The organism is Streptomyces sp. NPDC059010, from assembly GCF_042740355.1.
Classification (GTDB): domain Bacteria; phylum Actinomycetota; class Actinomycetes; order Streptomycetales; family Streptomycetaceae; genus Streptomyces.
The window spans coordinates 22,977-38,434 of record NZ_JBHYJA010000064.1; the positions used below are offsets into that span (position 1 = coordinate 22,977).

Sequence of the window (15,458 nt, forward strand, 5' to 3'; positions counted from 1 at the left end):
GGGCCTCTCGCTTCATCGGGCCTCGGCCTCAGGCAGCAGCCCTGTCCCGATGGCCCGCCCGGTCTCCACCGCCGTCAGATAGTGCGTGGCATCGTGCATATGGCTGCCGTTGTGCACGGCCAGGTCGGTCACCAGGTCGCCGAACGAGGGGCGGAGGTCGCGCACCACGGCGACGATGTCCGTGGCGTCGGCGATGTTGGTCCACGCCCCGAGGGGCTTCGGCCACACCGCCCGCCCGTTCTCGGCAGCAGGGTCGAGCCGGTCCACGACGAGCGCGCGCATGCCCAGTGGGGAGCCCAGGGTGACGAGCGTGCGGATGTCCCAATCGCCGTTCAACGTGGGGTCGCAGAGGGTTTCGTAGGCGACGACGGAACCCAGCGAGTGCGCGACGACGACCCTCGTGTCGCCGCTGATGCGGGCAGCCAGCCTGGCCCGGGCAGCACGCCGGACGGTGTCGTCGGTGAGGTACCCGGCGAGCTGCTTGAGGCTGCCGATCAGCGCGCGGTCGAGGACGCCGCGCAGACAGCGGGCGCCGGTGAGGGCGTCGAGTGCGGCCCGCACGGTGTTCAGCCGCAGGGCACGCGAGGCGACCCAGCCGACCTGGCCCCGGGTACCGGTCTGGTCCGGTCCCGGGACGGTGGGGTCGATGCGCGCTGCTTTTGCCCACCACGCCATGAGGAGGGCGAACTCCTCGTCGGTCTCGATGTCGCCCTCGTCGTACGGCGGTTCCAGTCCGGCGCGAGTGCCCCGGGGGCGGAACAGGTCGCCGTAGAACGCGACACCCACCTCGTCGGGCGTGGGGACCGGGCCGCCTGCCAGGCGTACACCGCCGAGGAGTTCGGGCACCACGTCCCGCCCCAGGGAGTCCTCGCTCAGATACTGCTTGCCGACGCCGTGCACGAAGACGACCTTGCTCAACTGCCCCTCCCCGAGTGAGGGAACAAGGCTACGCGCGCGGCGGCGGCATCAGGTCATGTGCGGCGAGGAGACCAGCTCCAGATACTCCTCGCTCCACAGATCCTCGTCCGCCTCCGGCAGCAGCAGCACCCGGTCCGGGCGCAGGGCCTCGATGGCGCCCTCGTCGTGGGTGACCATGACGATCGCGCCCGGATACGTGCCCACGGCGGCCAGGACCTCGGCCCGGGAGGCGGGGTCGAGGTTGTTGGTGGGCTCGTCCAGGAGCAGCACGTTGGCGCCGGAGTGGACCAGGCCCGCCAGGGCGAGACGGGTCTTCTCCCCACCCGAGAGGACGCCGACACGCTTGTCGGCGTCGCCGCCGGTGAACAGGAACGAGCCCAGGACGCGCCGGACTTCGGGGTGGGTCAGGTGCGGGGCCGCCGAAGCCAGCTGCGCGCCCACCGTCGCCTCCGGGTCCAACGTGTCGTGCTCCTGGGCGAAGTAGCCCAGCCGCAGCCCGGGCCCATGGACCACCCGGCCGCCGTCGGGACGATCCTGACCGGCGAGGATGCGCAACAGCGTGGTCTTTCCCGCGCCGTTGGGCCCGAGCACGACCATACGGCTGCCCCGGTCGACGGCGAGATCGACGCCCGCAAGGACGCGGTGGTCGCCGTATCCCTTGCTGAGGCTGACGGTGCCCAGGGGGATCCGGCCGCACGGCGCCGGTTCGGGCAGCCGGATCCTGGCGACCTTGTCGGCGCGCCGGGCCGGTTCGAGGTCGGCGAGCATGCGGTCGGCGCGGCGGTCCATGTTCCGCGCGGCCACGGCCGTCGACGCACGGGCGCGCATCTTCCCGGCCTGTGCGCGCAGCGACGCCGCCTTGCGCTCGGCGTTGGCCCGCTCGCGGGTCCGCCGCCGCTCGTCGGCCTCCCGCTGGGCGAGGTAGGCCGCCCAGCCGGTGTTGTGCACGTCGATCGTGGTGCGCTGCGGGTCCAGGTGGAAGACCCGGTTCACCGCGGCGGCGAGCAGGGACGTGTCGTGGCTGATCAGTACGAGCCCGGCGTGGTGGTTCGCCAGGAACGCGCGCAGCCAGCCGATCGAGTCCGCGTCCAGGTGGTTCGTGGGCTCGTCCAGCAGCAGGGTGCCGTGCTCCGCGAAGAGGATGCGGGCCAGCTCCACGCGGCGGCGCTGCCCGCCCGACAGCGCGCCCAGCGGCTGGTCCATCAGCCCGGCGGGAAGCCCGAGTCCCGCGGCGACCCGGGCCGCCTCGGCCTCCGCGGCGTAACCGCCGGCGGCCTGGAACCGGGCCTCGGCACGCGCATAGGCGTCCATCGCCCGCTGCGTACCGTCGGCCATCGCCTCCTCGGCACGGCGCAGGGCGCGTACGGCCCTGTCGAGGCCCCGCGCGGACAGGATGCGGTCGGTGACGGTGACCGTCGGGTCCGCGGCGCGGGAGTCCTGGGGCAGATGCCCGACCTCGCCCGTGCGGGTCACGGTCCCGGCGGCCGGGGGCAGCGTGCCCGCCAGGGTGTTCAACAGGGTTGTCTTACCGGCGCCGTTGCGGCCGACCAGGCCGATGCGGTCGCCGGGGGAGATGTGGAAGGAGATGCCGGAAAGCAGCAGACGCGCGCCGACGCGCACGTCGACACCAGTGACGGTGATCATGAGAAGACGCTCCGAACAAGCGATCCGAACAAGCGGGAGGACACACGGGTGGCGTGGAAGCGGGTCCTCAGCTAGGAAATTCGGGGCGTCGACATGCCGTCAGAGTAGCGAGAGTGCTGCGTCGGGCGCCGCTGATTTATCGGCGGCGACGTTCGTCACGGCGGCTCGAAGGGGGAGTCACGGCGGTCCGAAGGCGAGTCGGGGTCACGGCAGTTCGAAGCCGAGGGCCCGCGCCGCCTCGGCCGGGGTCGGCTGGGTCCAGTACTCGGCCACCGCCTGGTTCGAGGAGAGCGAGCGCAGCTCGGCCCGGTCCAGGTAGAGCATCCCGTCGAGGTGGTCGGTCTCGTGCTGCACGATCCGGGCGGGCCACCCCGCGAACACCTCGTCCACCACGTGCCCACGCTCGTCCTCGCAGGTCAGCCGCACCTCCGTGGGCCGGGCGACCACCGCCTGATAGCCCGGGACGCTCAGACATCCCTCGAAGAACGCGGCACGGCCGGCGCCGACCGGTTCGTACGTCGGGTTCACCAGCACCCGGAACGGCAGCGGCACCCGCCCGCGCACCGCCCGCACCTCGTCCGGCACCGGCGCCGGGTCCTCGATCACCGCGATCCGCAGCGGCACACCGACCTGCGGCGCCGCGAGGCCGACGCCCGGCGCCGCGTACATGGTGATCCGCAGGGCCTCGATGAAGCGCGCCAGCAGAGCCGGCTCCAGCTGGCCGTCGAAGCGCTCGGTGGGACGCCGCAGCACCGGGTCGCCGGCCGCCGCGATGGCCAACGGGCCCTCGGTGGCGAGGAGTTGCTCGACCTGTTCGGCCAGGGGTGCGCGATGGTTCGGAAGTGCCATCGCGCCAGCATGCCATGGCACCGGCGCGACCTACGGGCCTCCTTGTGGCGCACGTCACTTGAAATGCCGGGAACTCGGCGGCCCCTCTCTCCGACTACTGGACCGCTACTGCCGAGAAACGTCCCCACTCCCCGGAGATGCCGCCGATGTCCATCGCTCCCTCGACCGCCACCGAGGAGGCGTCGCAGCCCGACGCCCCGGCGTCGCCGCCCCGCAGATGGGCGACGCTGCGCCCGCTGATCCTGCGTCTGCACTTCTACGCCGGTGTGCTCGTCGCGCCGTTCCTGCTCGTCGCCGCCGCCACCGGCTTCCTGTACGCGGGGGCGTTCCAGGCGGAGCGGCTCGTGTACTCCCACGAGATGACCGTCCCGGTCGGTGACACGAAGCTGCCGCTCTCCCAGCAGGTCGCCGCCGCACGCAAGGCTCACCCCGAGGGCGCGGTCTCGGCGGTACGGCCCTCCCCGGCGGACGACGAGTCCACCCGGGTGCTGCTGTCCGGAGTCGAGGGCGTCGACGCCGACTACACGCTCGCCGTATTCGTCGACCCGTACACCGCCGAGATACGCGGCGCCCTCGAACAGTACGGCTCGACCGGCGCGCTGCCCCTGCGCACCTGGATCGACAAGTTCCACCGCGACCTCCACCTCGGCGAGACCGGCCGCCTCTACAGCGAGCTTGCGGCCAGCTGGCTGTGGGTGATCGCGGCCGGCGGCCTGGTGCTGTGGTTCTCCCGCCGCCGCGCCCTGCGCAAGGTGCGGGGCACCAGCGGTCGCCGCCGCACGCTCGGCCTGCATGGCACCGTCGGTGTCTGGGCGGCCGTCGGGTTCATCTTCCTCTCGGCGACCGGCCTGACCTGGTCGACGTACGCCGGAGCCAACATCGACGAACTGCGCACCTCGCTCCGCCAGGCCACGCCGTCCATCTCGGCCTCGGCGGGCGGCGACCACGGCGGCCACGGCGCCGCCGCAGGCACCGGCGGGAGCGGCGAGCACGGCGTCGGCCTCGACAAGGTGCTGGCGTCCGCACGGGCCGAGGGCCTCGGCGATCCCGTGGAGATCGTGCCGCCCGCCGACGACTCGTCCGCGTACGTGGTGAAGCAGGTGCAGCGCAGCTGGCCGACGAAGCAGGACTCGGTGGCGATCGATCCGGCCAGTGGCGAGGTCACCGACGTGCTGCGGTTCGCCGACTATCCGGTGCTGGCCAAGCTGACCCGCTGGGGCATCGACCTGCACACCGGGATCCTCTTCGGCCTGGTCAACCAGATCGCCCTGATGGCGCTCGCGCTCTCGCTGATCCTGCTGATCGTGTGGGGCTACCGCATGTGGTGGCAGCGCGGCCGCGGCTCCGCCTTCGGCCGGCCCATCCCGCGCGGCGCCTGGCAGCAGGTGCCCCCGCAGATCCTGGTCCCGCTGGTGGCGGTCGTCGCCCTGGTCGGCTACTTCGTACCCCTGCTCGGCATCCCGCTGGCCGCGTTCATCGTCATGGACGTCGTCTTCGGGGAGATCGCCCATCGCCGGGGGAGGCGGACGCCCGCCGAAGCGAAGTAGGCGGAGCAAGTGAAGTAAGTGAAGTAAGTGAGGTAGGGGCGCACAGGGCTGGGGCCCGGTTCCGGGGGGAACCGGGCCCCACGCGTGACTCAGAGCTGCTCGAAGTCGCCCGCCAGCGCCGACGCGAGGCGCATGTGCGGCTCCGCCTCCTCGTCCCGCCCCTGCCGCTGCAGTGTGCGGCCCAGCAGCAGCCGGGCGTACTGCTCGACGGGGTCGCGCTCGATGATGACGTGCAACTCGCTCTCCGCACGCCGCAGTTGGGCCGAGTGGTAGTAGGCGCGCGCCAGCAGCAGCCGCGGTCCGGTCTGCTCCGGCACCTCCTCGACCAGCTTGCCGAGGACGCGCGCCGCGGCGGCGTAGTCCTTGGCGTCGAAGAACAGCTGCGCGCGCTCCCAGCGCTCGGCCGGTGTCCCGTGGTCGTAGTACGTCGTGTCCACTCGTGACCTCCTTCGCGGCCGTCAACGAAGAAGGTTCGTTCAATATTCCACTACTGGGTCGCGTCGGTCATGGCGGTCATGGTGGCGAGCTCGGCGTTGGCGCGCTCGGTGATGAGGGTGAGCGCCCGTCCGGCGGCGGCCAGATCCTCCTCCGGGATGTCGGCGTAGACGCGGGCGGTGATGGGGGCGGTCGCGGCGGACGTGCTGTCGTACAGCTCCCGACCGGCGTCCGTGATCCGCACTGCGGATGCGCCCTGGGGGGTCAGCAGCTCCCCGGCGACCAGCTCGTCGACGACGGAGTGGGCCTCCGCCGCGTCGATCTTCAGTGCGTCTACGACACCGCCGACCAGGCCGTCCCGGTCGACCGGCCCGTCGGCGACGGCGGCGAGGCGGAGGGTGACGGACTGCTGGAAGGTCGCGCCGTGGCGGGCCAGTACCTTCTCCAGCAGTGCGCGACCGGCGTAGTGGGCCAGGGCTATGACTCGGGGGTTGACCAGGGGAGTGGTGGTGGTCATGACTGCTCCTTGTCTGACTCTTCGTCTGACTCTTTGTCCGGCTGTCCGTCTGGCTGTCCGTCTGGCTCGTCGGGCTTGTCGGACTCGCTGTCCGTGGCGAGCGGGTCGAGCGGTGAGTCGAGCAGGGCCGTGAGCTCGCGGGTGAACTCCCGTGTGCGCGCGCTGTCCAGGCCGCCGAGTGGTGCCAGCAACTGCTCCAGCAGTCCCTGGACGACCTTGATCGCCTGTCGGGTCCGCTCCCGGCCCTGTTCGGTCAGTGCCAGCTGCACTGCGCGCGGATCGCGGGGATCCCGGGTGCGTTCGAGAAGGCCGGCGGATTCCAGGGAGCGTGCCAACTTGGAGACGTAGAGCGGTTCGAGGCCGGTGTGGTCGGCGAGGCGCCGCTGGCTGGGCCGTTCCCCTTGGTGCTGCATGCCGTACAGCGAGGCCACCAGTGCGTACTGCGCATGGGTGAGCCCCAGCGGGGTCATGGCCCGGTCGACCGCGACCCGCCATTTCGTGGACAGGCGCCACACCAGGAAACCGGGCGTGGCCTTCTCGGAACCCTTGCTCATGTCGATACAGTACATGGCTACTATATCCATGGCTACTATTTTCTGAACCGCATCGAGACAGCGCCGGGCGACGGACTGACGGCGCGGCCCCGGCGGGGCTAGGTTGGGCGCCATGAGCAATCTTGATCGCGAGGCGGTGCCCGCCATCTGCGGCGGCCGCGGTTTTGTCGTGGCCGAGCCCGTACGCGAACTACTCAGCCCTCGCCGCGTCAAGCTCGGCGAGTCCACCGAAGTCCGTCGTCTGCTGCCCAACCTGGGCCGACGCATGGTCGGTGCCTGGTGCTTCATCGATCACTACGGCCCCGACGACATCGCCGACGAGCCCGGCATGCAGGTGCCGCCGCACCCGCACATGGGGCTGCAGACGGTGAGCTGGCTGCACGAGGGCGAGGTGCTGCACCGTGACTCCACGGGGAGCCTTCAGACCATCCGCCCGCGCGAACTGGGACTGATGACCTCGGGCCGGGCGATCAGCCACTCGGAGGAGAGCCCCAGGTCACATGCCCGTTTCCTGCACGGCGCCCAGCTCTGGGTCGCCCTCCCGGACGGGCACCGCCACACCGACCCGCACTTCGAACACCACGCCGAACTGCCGGTCGTCACGGCACCGGGCCTGCGGGCCACGCTGATCCTCGGCGACCTCGACGGCGCGACCTCGCCCGGCACGACGTACACCCCGATCGTCGGCGCCGACCTCGCCCTGACGCGCGGTGCCGACGTACGCCTCCCACTGGACCCGGACTTCGAGTACGCCGTCCTCGCCATGTCCGGCGAGGCCAACGTCGACGGCGTACCGGTCCTCTCCGGCTCGATGCTCTACCTCGGCTGCGGCCGGACCGAACTCCCGCTGCGCGCCGAGTCGGACGCGGGCCTGATGCTCCTCGGCGGCGAGCCGTTCGAGGAGGAGCTGATCATGTTCTGGAACTGGATCGGGCGGACCCAGGAGGAGATCGTCCAGGCTCGTGAGGACTGGATGGAAGGCACCCGGTTCGGTGAGGTGAAGGGGTATGACGGGGAGCCGTTGCCTGCCCCGGTGCTTCCGGCGGTGCCGCTGAAGCCGCGAGGACGGGTGCGCTGAGCTGCGGAAACGCGTCAGTGTTGGTGGCCGCAGGGTGGAAGGTGGTCGGGTGATTCTCACTGTCTTCCACTTGCTGCCGGAAGGCGTCCGAACAGCCGGCTGGCTCAGGCCGGTGCGGTTGGCGATTCCACGGTGTGGCTGCCTGTGGGTGGCTGTGGCAGGAGTCTTGCTGACCTAATGCTGACTTTGCTGATGCCTCGTCAGGCTCGGGTGAGCGGCTCTTTCCAAGCTTCGGCGCTTGCGTAGGTGTTGGCAGGTTCGGTGGTGTCCGGACCGATGCTGACCTGGCTGGCGGTCGACTCGGGCGTTGCGGTGGGACGGCGTCGCTCTCACGGCGCCTTGTGGAGACTCCATAAGATTCCGATGTCATCGCTGTCTGTCGGCAGCGCCGCTTGCGTCCGATCCGAAAGGTGCTGCGCCGGAGAGTGACTGGCAGGTTCTTCGTCTGCTGGTGGTACACGGTCGGCCCTTGCTGACCTGAGGCAATGAGTGGAAGGCGCTGGTGTGAAGCCGAATTGGTCCGCGCCCGACGCCATCAAGCCCTCGCCGAAATGCCACTACCGGCACCGCACGCGCCCCGATCAGATGAGTCACGAACCGCCACCATCCCGACTGGGCATCAGCTCGCTACACTCCAAAGACCCCCACTGAACAGGGGAAATGGCGAACTGCCACCGGAGTATTAGAGGCCGATGACCGGGGCGGGCCGCTCGCAGGTGCTGGTCACCGGCAAAGCGCGGCCCTGTTCGGCGGCGTCCATGAGGGTGAGCATGACGTCCAGGACGTGCGCGGCGAGTTCGGCCGAGGCGCGGTGCGGGCGCCCGGTGTCCAGGGCCTCGGCGAGGTCGGCAAGCCCCGCGCCACGGCCCGTGTCCGCGTGACCGGCAGACACGGGCAGGACGTCCCAGCCGTTGCCGCGGTGGATCTCGACGGGCCCGTCGAAGTTGTTCGGGTCGGGTACGGAGAGCGAGGCATCCGTGCCGTGCACCTCGATGCGGGGCAGGTTCGCGGCCTTGATGTCGAAGCTCATCACCAGCGTCGACAGGGAGCCGTCCGCGTGCTCCAGGACACCCGTGATGTGGCTGTCGACTTCGACAGGGAAGGACTGCCCGGCCCGCGGGCCGCTGCCGATGACCCGCTCGGCACGCGGCCGCGAGGAGGCACCGGTCACCTTCACCACCGGGCCCAGCAGGTGCACCAGGGCGGATAGGTAGTAGGGGCCCATGTCGAGCAGTGGGCCTCCTCCGGGCTGGTAGTAGAACTCCGGGTCCGGGTGCCACTGCTCGTGCCCTGCGGTCGTCATGAAGGCGGTCGCCGCCACCGGATGACCTATCAGTCCGTCATCGACCGCCTTGCGCGCGGTCTGGGTGCCGGTGCCCAGCACGGTGTCGGGGGCACAGCCCACCCGAAGTCCCGCGTCACGGGCGGAGGTCAGGACGGCATCGGCCTCCTTGCGATTCATGGCGAGAGGCTTCTCGCCGTAGACGTGCTTACCGGCGGCGAGTGCGGCCAAGGCCACCTCGGCGTGCGCGGCCGGGACGGTCAGATTCAGAACCGCGTCCACCTCGTCACGGGCGACGAGGTCCGCGACCGAGGCCGCCACCGTGACCTGCGGTCCGACCTGGTCGGCGACGGCGTGCGCACGGGCCCGGTCGAGGTCGGTGACCGCGGTCAGCCGCACCGACGTCAGCTTCTCCAGGGTCGACAGATAGGCGCCACTTATCTTGCCCGCGCCCACGATCCCGATGTTCAAAGGCTTCACCAGCTTGCCCACAGCAGTCCCCTCTCGGTCAGCGTCCGCACATGCAGCACGTCGAACTCGTCCGGCTTGTGCCCGATGGTCGAAACGAAGACGCGTCCCGAGCCATCGGGCCGGGCCCACACCGCGGGCATGACGGCGGGTCGGTCGTGCAGGTCGTCAGCGGGGAACGTGGTCGTGGCCAGGACGTCGATGTGCGCATCGGTCAGGCCCCAGAACTGCTCGCTGTGCATCGCGAAGTCGTGCAGGCCCGCGATGATCGGATGATCCGCATGCTCGGGCGGCAGTTGGTAGGTGTGGTCCAGGGAGCCGGGCGGGTGCATCACGAAACTTGCCACCGATCAGAAGGTGATAGCCGTGGTCGTGGAAGCAGTCCACGATGCCGCCGCGGACGGCGGTGGCCAGGCTGTCGCGCTGCTGCGGGGTGATCGTCCCCATCGTCCAGCACTGCACGACCAGATCGGTGGCAGCGAGCCGCTCCGCGTCGTCGTACACCGCGAGGTCTTCGGAGCGCTCGACGGTGAAGCGCTGCTCCTTGAGAACGGTACGAAGCTATCGCTGATCGTCACGCCCTGATGCCCGTTCCAACCACCACGGACGACAAGAGCCCGCCGGATTTCGCTGGCCAAGGTATTGCACACTCCCATCGGCGCCGTGCACACGGGCTCGGCGATCGAAGGTCGGAGGCTGGAGGAAGAGATCTGTACCAGGAGCCTCGGGACCAGACGGTGAACGCCAGCTGCATGCGGGTGAATTGATGATGCATCCAGTCGCCATTGCTATCCATAGTCGAAGCGCTTCGACTTCTCGACGCTAGACCGTGACCTGGAGGCAGCACAAGTGAGCCAAGGGTTGTTTTCCAGCCATCTATGGCTGGTTCCACAGGGTCGGAGCCTCTCGGAGGGCATCGAACCGATGTCAGGCCGACAGTAAATGGTGCATTTGCGCCCTAGTTGACTTACGGCACCATCGCGCACCAGTCAGGCCCGTCATGATTGCCGGCGGCTCCAGCGGGGAGAGACGTTGACGTCAGCTGTCTCGTGACCTACTGTCGCCGTGCTGTATTCGATGCGCTTCGATACTTCGACAGTCCCTTTTTCGGTCAACGGCGCCTAAACGCTGTTCGTGGCCGGTCAGGCTGCCATCCTGGTGAAGCCGTTTCCTCCTGAATCTGACATCAGGCCAGATCTGCCAACTTATTCTCGATCTATCTCCACTCCTGTCCTCGCCCAATCACTGATGAGAATGAGGGGATTTCTCGTGGCTGGCACATCACCTGTGCACGTGGTCAGTGTTGTAGGGTCCCAGGACGCGCCCCTCCTGCCGCACTTCGTCGAGCACTACCGAAGTGTCGGCTTGAATTCCTTTCGTCTGATCTGCCACGCCGAGACCCCTTCGGACGAAGGCTACATTCATTTGCGCGACGCCTGCCGAACGGTCGGTGTAGAGCCCCTGCACTCGCATTTCGGGCCCTGGCGCGACAGGTTGAACCAGAAGCTGAAGGCGTACGCCATGAGCCGTCGGCCTGATGATTGGTATGTCGTGGCGGACGTCGACGAATTCCATGTCTACAGCCATCCCGTCCATGAACTCCTGGAAAAATGTGAGCGCTCAGGAGCCGACCATGTGAACGGCTGCTTCCTGGACCGGGTCGGTGCCGGCGGCGAACTCCTGGAGGTGGACGCGACACCGCTCTGGAAGCGCTATCCGCTCGCCGGCGCGGTCAGCGCAGGCATCTCCAAGGCGCTCCCGCTCAAGACGGGGGTCGTGCGAGGACGGGTCGAACTGTTGGTCGGACATCACGGAACGGTGGGCGGACGCGGGCTGCCCCGGGCGGAAGGCTTCATCCAGGTCCATCACTTCAAGTGGACCGAATCGGTGGTGCGGCGCATGCGGCACCGGGTGGATTCCCTGAGCCGGGGACGCTGGCCGGTGGAGCACTACGCCCTGATCAGAGAGGCGAAGGCCGCACTGGCGCATCTGGACGGGAACGGCGGATGGATCGACGTCGACGATCCGCGACTGAGGACCGCACCATGCGGCCGTGACTACACCGATCACTCGCTCTGGGACGAGATAGCCGACGAGGCGGAGGGGTGGGCATGGACTCTCACGTACTGATCCATGAGCGGATCGAGCGCGCGGCGGACTCGGGCGTTCTCGACCTGTCCGGGCTGGGGCTGAGCGATCTTCCGGAAGAGGTTCGCGCTCTGCGTGAACTGTCCTGGTTGGACATCGCGGACAACCGCATCGCCGAACTGCCTCACTGGTTGGGCGAGTTGGGGTCATTGACCTGGCTGGAGGTCGCCGGCAACCAGCTGACCCGGCTACCTGAGTCAGCCCGCCATCTGGTGCGGTTGACCCTCGTGGATCTGAGCGGCAATCAACTGGCCGAATTTCCGAAGCAGTTGACCGAGCTACCGTCCCTGCTCCAGCTGAAGCTCGCGGCGAACGAGATCGGTGACATTCCGGAGGACTCCCTTCGCCTCCCTCGTCTGACCGCACTCGATCTGCACGGCAACCGGCTCAGTGGCATCGCCGGCGGTCTGGCGGAAGCCGTGGAGCTGACGGTTGTCGACTTCGGCGGTAACGGCTTGTCCGAGGTTCCGGAGAGCTTGCGCGAGCTGTCGCGCCTCTCGGTCGTCCAGCTGGCAGACAACCGCCTGCGTCAGTTGCCGGAGTGGCTCGGTCAACTCGACGGTCTGACCAAATTGGTCGTCAGCGGAAACGAATTGCGTGCGTTCCCGGAAGCGCTGTGCGGCCTGAGCAGGCTACGGCGCCTCGACCTTGGAGGCAATCGGATCCCGGTCCTTCCTGAACGGCTGGGCTCACTGCACTCACTCACCTGCCTGGATGTCAGCGACAATCTGCTCCGGGACATCCCCGGGTCCTTGCCGACACTGCGCAGCCTCACACGACTCGACCTGCGCGGCAACCACCTGGATACCCTCCCGCCGGAGTTCTCCGAGCTGAGGGGGCTCACCTGGCTCGGGCTCAGCTCCAATCCGCTGCACAAGCTGCCCGAGTGCCTACGCGAGCTGAACGACCTTGTGTGGCTGAAGATCGCCCATGCGTCCCTGACCAGCCTGCCCGGATGGTTGGACGGCTTCACGCGGCTGGTCGAGCTGGAGGTTGAGGGCAATCTTTTCGACGTCACCCCGACTCAGGTGGCCGGTCAGCGGTTGGAAGACCTCGCACCTGCACTGTGATTCATCGTTTGCCTCATTCTTCTATCGGACGGGATGGTCCTGTGCCTTTGTCGATGCCTGAACTTGATGGAGACAACCGACACGTCGTGGTGACCGGCGGAGCGGGGTTTCTCGGATCTCACCTCTGCGAGCGGCTTCTGGACCTCGGATACCACGTGACGTGTATCGACAATTTCGTCACAGGCTCCCGGGCCAATCTGGCTCTGTGCCTTGAGAACCCGCGTTTCACGCTGCTTGAGATGGACGTCACGGAGAAGGTCTGGTGTGAAGGCCCGGTCACCGCGGTGGCGCACCTCGCCTGTCCGGCAAGTCCGCGGGACTACCTGCGTATTCCGCTGGAAACGCTGAAGGCGGGGTCCCTCGGCACCCTCAACGCTCTCGCTCTCGCACAGGAGAAGGGAGCGCGACTCTTGTATGCCTCGACGAGCGAGACGTATGGGGATCCGGAGGTTCATCCCCAGTCGGAGGAATACTGGGGCCGGGTGAATCCAACAGGCCCGCGCTCCGTGTACGACGAGGGAAAGCGCTTCGGTGAAGCCGCCACCATGACCTACCTTCGTCACTTTGGCGTGTCGACGTCGATCGTCCGCATCTTCAACACCTACGGCCCTCGGATGCGCGCGGACGACGGCCGAGCTGTCCCGGCCTTTGTCACACAGGCCCTGAGGGGGGAGCGCCTCACGATCAACGGCACGGGCGGACAGACACGGTCCTTCTGCTACGTGGACGACCTGATCGCCGGCCTCGTGCTCATGCTCGAATCGGAGCACCCGGGCCCCATCAACCTGGGGAACCCGACGGAGGTCACCATCCTGGAACTCGCCCGCACAGTGGCGGAGTTGACAGGGGTGAACGCCGAAGTGACCTACTGCCCAGCCATGCAGGACGACCCGGTCCGGCGCAGGCCGGACATCTCTCTGGCGGGCGAACTGCTCGGCTGGTCACCGACGGTGTCGTTGGAGGAAGGGCTCCGCCGGACGATCGAATGGTTCCGCACCGCCGCCCCTTCGGCTGTTGCCGAGGCGTCCCCGTGCGCTGCTCAGCGCAACGGGCCCGGCGTTGCGGGCACCAAGCACGCTGCCGAACACGAGGTGCCGGCATGAGGTCGACGAACAGGCCACTGGGCGTTGGTCTGCTGGCCTCCGGTCCCGTCACCCAGGCTGTGCACCTGCCGACGCTGGCCACCCTGGCCGAGCGTTTGCATGTCACGCACGTCATGGGAGTCACCCCTGACGTCGTGGCCACGGTCGCAGCCCGGGTGGGCGCACGGTACAGCAGCACTGTAGAGGAGTTGCTCGCCGACGAGAGCGTGGACGTAGTGGCGGTGTGCAGCCCGAACTCACTCCACGCAGAGCATGTGGTCGCGGCCCTGTCGGCCGGGAAGAGGGGCGTCCTGTGTGAGAAGCCGCTGGCCACGAGCAGAGATGAGGTTGAACAGATCGCCAGGGCCGCTTCGTCGAGCGGCGTCCCTCTTGTGGTGGGCGCGATGCACGCGTACGACCCGGCGTGGACGGCTGCCAAGGAGTCGTGGGGTGATCTGCCTGACCGCACCCACTTGGTGCGCTCACGGGTATACCTCCCGCCCAACGAAGAATTCGTCGACTTGGCCACTGACCTGGCCACCGGAAGCCCTCCACCCGTGAATCCGCCCACGTCTTCAGAGCAGCAGCCGTCCGCTGTCGATCTACTGCGGGGCTGCATCTTGGGTCTGGCCACACATGTCATTCCGCAGTTGCGGCATTTCATGCCCGGTCGCGCCCGAGTGGTCTCCGCCGAACTACTGGAGCCGTTCGGCTACCGGCTGGTGCTCACAGGAGAAGGAGACCAGTACGGTCGTACCGCCGAACTGTTCGCCCTGCTGCCTGGAGCCTGGGAGCAGGACTGGACCTTCGAGGCGTGGGCTCCGGATACCCGGCTCCGAGTGGATTACCCTCCGCCGTACGTCTTGGCTGGATCCGCCAGGGTGACCCTCACCGACACGAAGGGCAGCGCCTGCGGCTGGCAGTTTCCCAGCAACGGTTACCAGGCCGAATGGTTGCACCTCGCCGATGTGGTGGAGGGGAGGACCGAACTCATGATGGATGTGCCCACGGTCCTCGATGACATGCTGTACGCCCTTGACATGGCTGACGACGCCACAGCCCTCTTGAAGGCGGCGTCATGACCCCTGTCTCCGTCTCCTTCGACGGCCCGGTCACTGCCGCACGGCACGCACCTGTCCTCGCAAGCCTGCCTGACCACTTCCGTGTGGTGCGGTCCGACGCCGAGATCCTGGTCGTCGACGGAACGGTCCCGGGTTGGCCGGCCTCGTGTACGGGGGCTCGTGCGGTCCTGGTCGACCGTCCTCGTCCTGACGACGACGATCTCCCTAGTGACGTCGAACTCTATGCCGACACCGGATACGCGGACGCACCGACATGGGCCGCCACTCTCCCTCGCATCCAGGACTCCCTGGACAGTGCTGCGGCCCTGATCGAGTCGATCGTCGCCGTGTCGCATCCCGACGAACTCGCCGACGGCCTTCTGACCCAGCTCGTCATGGCCCGCTCCCTGCTCGGCAACGTCGCCGTGGAGCCTGTGACGGTCGCTCGCGGACGGGGTTACGTCGTCACGGGAAAGGGGGCGAGTGGTGCGATCCTCTCCCTCTCCGGCACCGTCGGGCCGGCCGGCCTTACCCTCACCACGGCGTCTCCCAAGGAGCGCTGGCACATTGACATGCCGGCCCACGACTCCGCTCGCCCCGTCAGCATCGCCCGCTTCGACGCCACGGGGATCCACACCGGCCGCCCTCGCTTCGAATCTCCCCGCCGCGCCCTGTGGCGTGGGATCCACACAGCCAGGCCCAGCACCACGACCCTGTCGACGGACCTCGCCACTGTCGCCCGCCTGCTGCGAGAGCGTCTGCTCTAGGCCAATTGCCCCGTATCTCCTCACACGTATCCATCCCA

16 protein-coding genes are annotated in these 15,458 nt (G+C 68.4%); 8 read left to right on the forward strand and 8 right to left on the reverse strand.

All coding sequences use genetic code 11. The annotated features are described in order from the left end of the window. Positions 1-12 precede the first annotated feature (12 nt). The 3 genes from ACFWYS_RS42390 to ACFWYS_RS42400 form a co-directional block, all read right to left on the reverse strand. Positions 13-918 (reverse strand): antibiotic ABC transporter ATP-binding protein, encoded by a 906-nt coding sequence (locus ACFWYS_RS42390; protein ID WP_384781602.1) that lies wholly within the window; start codon positions 916-918, stop codon positions 13-15. 48 nt (positions 919-966) lie between these two features. Beyond that, positions 967-2,562 (reverse strand): ABC-F family ATP-binding cassette domain-containing protein, encoded by a 1,596-nt coding sequence (locus ACFWYS_RS42395; RefSeq protein ID WP_384781604.1) that lies wholly within the window; start codon positions 2,560-2,562, stop codon positions 967-969. A 204-nt stretch (positions 2,563-2,766) separates the two neighbouring features. Then, positions 2,767-3,411 (reverse strand): peptide deformylase, encoded by a 645-nt coding sequence (locus ACFWYS_RS42400; RefSeq protein WP_384781606.1) that lies wholly within the window; start codon positions 3,409-3,411, stop codon positions 2,767-2,769. A gap of 146 nt (positions 3,412-3,557) precedes the next feature. Here ACFWYS_RS42400 and ACFWYS_RS42405 point away from each other — a divergent pair, with 146 nt between their 5' ends. Further along, positions 3,558-4,958: a PepSY-associated TM helix domain-containing protein gene (locus tag ACFWYS_RS42405; RefSeq protein WP_384781608.1), complete on the forward strand. Its 1,401-nt coding sequence runs from the start codon at positions 3,558-3,560 to the stop codon at positions 4,956-4,958. A gap of 89 nt (positions 4,959-5,047) precedes the next feature. On the opposite strand, the gene ACFWYS_RS42410 is transcribed toward ACFWYS_RS42405, so the two are convergent. From ACFWYS_RS42410 to ACFWYS_RS42420, 3 genes are read right to left on the reverse strand one after another with little or no spacing between them, the layout of a single operon-like run. Continuing rightward, a complete protein-coding gene (locus ACFWYS_RS42410) occupies positions 5,048-5,395 on the reverse strand; it encodes a tetratricopeptide repeat protein (RefSeq protein ID WP_384781610.1) in 348 nt (115 codons plus the stop codon). 50 nt (positions 5,396-5,445) lie between these two features. After that, positions 5,446-5,910 carry a MarR family transcriptional regulator gene (locus ACFWYS_RS42415; protein ID WP_384781612.1) on the reverse strand — a complete coding sequence of 155 codons (465 nt, stop codon included), beginning with the start codon at positions 5,908-5,910 and terminating at the stop codon, positions 5,446-5,448. Beyond that, the gene (locus ACFWYS_RS42420; RefSeq protein WP_384781614.1) at positions 5,907-6,464 is read right to left on the reverse strand and encodes a MarR family winged helix-turn-helix transcriptional regulator; all 558 of its coding nucleotides are present in this window, start codon (positions 6,462-6,464) and stop codon (positions 5,907-5,909) included. Before ACFWYS_RS42420 ends, ACFWYS_RS42415 begins: the two co-directional genes overlap by 4 nt. A gap of 112 nt (positions 6,465-6,576) precedes the next feature. Between ACFWYS_RS42420 and ACFWYS_RS42425 the strand changes: the two genes are divergently transcribed. Beyond that, positions 6,577-7,542, forward strand: a complete 966-nt coding sequence (locus ACFWYS_RS42425; RefSeq protein WP_384781616.1) for a pirin family protein — start codon at positions 6,577-6,579, stop codon at positions 7,540-7,542. 682 nt (positions 7,543-8,224) lie between these two features. Here ACFWYS_RS42425 and ACFWYS_RS42430 read toward each other — a convergent pair. Both ACFWYS_RS42430 and ACFWYS_RS42435 read right to left on the reverse strand, forming a co-directional pair. After that, on the reverse strand, positions 8,225-9,316 hold the full coding sequence (locus ACFWYS_RS42430) for a Gfo/Idh/MocA family protein (RefSeq protein WP_384781618.1): 1,092 nt from the start codon (positions 9,314-9,316) through the stop codon (positions 8,225-8,227). Continuing rightward, on the reverse strand, positions 9,301-9,639 hold the full coding sequence (locus tag ACFWYS_RS42435; RefSeq protein WP_384781620.1) for a ThuA domain-containing protein: 339 nt from the start codon (positions 9,637-9,639) through the stop codon (positions 9,301-9,303). Before ACFWYS_RS42435 ends, ACFWYS_RS42430 begins: the two co-directional genes overlap by 16 nt. 19 nt (positions 9,640-9,658) lie before the next feature. On the opposite strand from ACFWYS_RS42435, the gene ACFWYS_RS42440 reads away from it, so the two are divergent. The 6 genes from ACFWYS_RS42440 (at position 9,659) to ACFWYS_RS42465 (ending at position 15,420) form a co-directional block, all read left to right on the forward strand. After that, on the forward strand, positions 9,659-9,877 hold the full coding sequence (locus ACFWYS_RS42440) for a hypothetical protein (protein ID WP_384781622.1): 219 nt from the start codon (positions 9,659-9,661) through the stop codon (positions 9,875-9,877). A gap of 684 nt (positions 9,878-10,561) precedes the next feature. Then, a complete protein-coding gene (locus ACFWYS_RS42445; RefSeq protein ID WP_384781624.1) occupies positions 10,562-11,422 on the forward strand; it encodes a glycosyltransferase family 2 protein in 861 nt (286 codons plus the stop codon). Next, positions 11,404-12,510 (forward strand): leucine-rich repeat domain-containing protein, encoded by a 1,107-nt coding sequence (locus ACFWYS_RS42450; RefSeq protein ID WP_384781626.1) that lies wholly within the window; start codon positions 11,404-11,406, stop codon positions 12,508-12,510. Before ACFWYS_RS42445 ends, ACFWYS_RS42450 begins: the two co-directional genes overlap by 19 nt. A 53-nt stretch (positions 12,511-12,563) precedes the next feature. Beyond that, entirely contained in the window at positions 12,564-13,613 is a 1,050-nt protein-coding gene (locus ACFWYS_RS42455) for a UDP-glucuronic acid decarboxylase family protein (protein WP_384781628.1), read from the forward strand. Continuing rightward, a complete protein-coding gene (locus tag ACFWYS_RS42460; protein ID WP_384781630.1) occupies positions 13,610-14,674 on the forward strand; it encodes a Gfo/Idh/MocA family protein in 1,065 nt (354 codons plus the stop codon). The genes ACFWYS_RS42455 and ACFWYS_RS42460 overlap by 4 nt, the downstream gene beginning before the upstream one ends. Beyond that, positions 14,671-15,420: a hypothetical protein gene (locus tag ACFWYS_RS42465; protein ID WP_384781633.1), complete on the forward strand. Its 750-nt coding sequence runs from the start codon at positions 14,671-14,673 to the stop codon at positions 15,418-15,420. Before ACFWYS_RS42460 ends, ACFWYS_RS42465 begins: the two co-directional genes overlap by 4 nt. Positions 15,421-15,458: the final 38 nt, after the last annotated feature.